The sequence below is a fragment of the Spirillospora sp. NPDC046719 genome (assembly GCF_040645715.1).
Taxonomy (GTDB): Bacteria; Actinomycetota; Actinomycetes; order Streptosporangiales; family Streptosporangiaceae; genus Spirillospora.
On the sequence record NZ_JBEYYT010000915.1, the window covers coordinates 1 to 1,265 of the forward strand.

General features: G+C 74.4%; 2 protein-coding genes. Both read left to right on the forward strand.

The window, feature by feature from the left end:
• The coding region (locus ABZ914_RS51540; RefSeq protein ID WP_500201839.1) for a hypothetical protein at nt 1-572 on the forward strand (572 nt) is incomplete at its 5' end.
• Between the two features lie 45 nt (nt 573-617).
• Nucleotides 618-1,265: YoaK family protein (locus ABZ914_RS51545; RefSeq protein ID WP_500201840.1), on the forward strand; the 648-nt coding region annotated here is incomplete at its 3' end.

Sequence of the window (1,265 nt, forward strand, 5' to 3'; positions counted from 1 at the left end):
TCACCGTCGCGCTGCTGCTCGCCGCCGCCGTCGCCCGCGACGCCGGCAACGCGCTGCAGGCCTGCGCCGACCACATCGTGGACGGGCTCGTCTTCGCCGTCCGCGCGATGGGGGTCGTCATCCCGATCGCCGGGTTCTTCTTCATCGGCAACGCCGACTTCGCCGGCAAGATCATGAGCCTGGGCGACGGCGCGAAGGCGCCCGGCTTCCTGTTCGAGTCCGTCACCCACCTGGAGGGCGCCATCCCCGACAGCCGCTACGTCGTGGGCTTCGGCGTCCTGATCATCGGCATGATCACCGGGCTGGACGGGTCGGGCTTCGCGGGGCTGCCGCTCACCGGCTCGCTCGCCGGCACGCTCGGCCCGACGTCCGGCGTCGACCCGGCGCTGCTCGCCGCGATCGGCCAGATGGGCTGCGTGTGGTCCGGCGGCGGCGTGCTGATCGCCTGGTCGTCGCTGCTGGCGGTCGCCGGGTTCGCCCGCGTGCCGGTGATGGAGCTCGTCCGGAGATCGTTCGTGCCGGTCGTGGTGGGGCTCGTGGTCGCCACCGTGGCCGGATTGATCATCTACTGACGCGCCCGCCCGCGCGACGTCCCTCCCCCTCGTGTAAGGAGCAAGGTGACCACCTCGTCCGACCTGTCCACGGCCGCCGCGTCCGGTACCCCCGGCGCGGCGGCCCCGGGCCGGCCCGCCCTCTCCCCCGTCCGGCTGCGCGGCGTGCTGCTGGTGCTGCTCACGTTCGGCGCCGGGGCGACCGACATCGTCGGCTTCCTCGGCATGGAGAAGGTCTTCACCGCCAACATGACCGGCAACATCGTGCTGTTCGGCCTCGCGGCGGGCGAGGCGCACGGCGTCGACCTGGCCCGCTGCGGGATCGCCACGCTGGCGTTCGCGCTCGGCCTGTACGCAGGGTTCCGCGTCGCCGGGCGCACCGACCCCGAGCACGTGTGGCCGGCCCGCGTCACGGGCGTCCTGTGCGTCGTCCTCGCCCTGCAGACGGTGTTCCTCGCCGGATGGGCGCTCGCCGGCGCCGAACCGCACGGCACCGGGCTGCTCGCGCTGATCGCGCTGTCGTCCACCGCGATGGGCGCGCAGACGGCGGCCGCGCGCAGCATGGCCGCCGACGGCGTCACCACCACGTTCGTCACCGGCACGCTCACCTCGATCATGGGCGGGCTGACCGCCGGGCAGACCGCCGCGGCGGGGCTGCGGACGTCGGTGATCCTCGCGCTCGCCGCGGGCGCGGCCGTCGCCGGGGCGCTGATG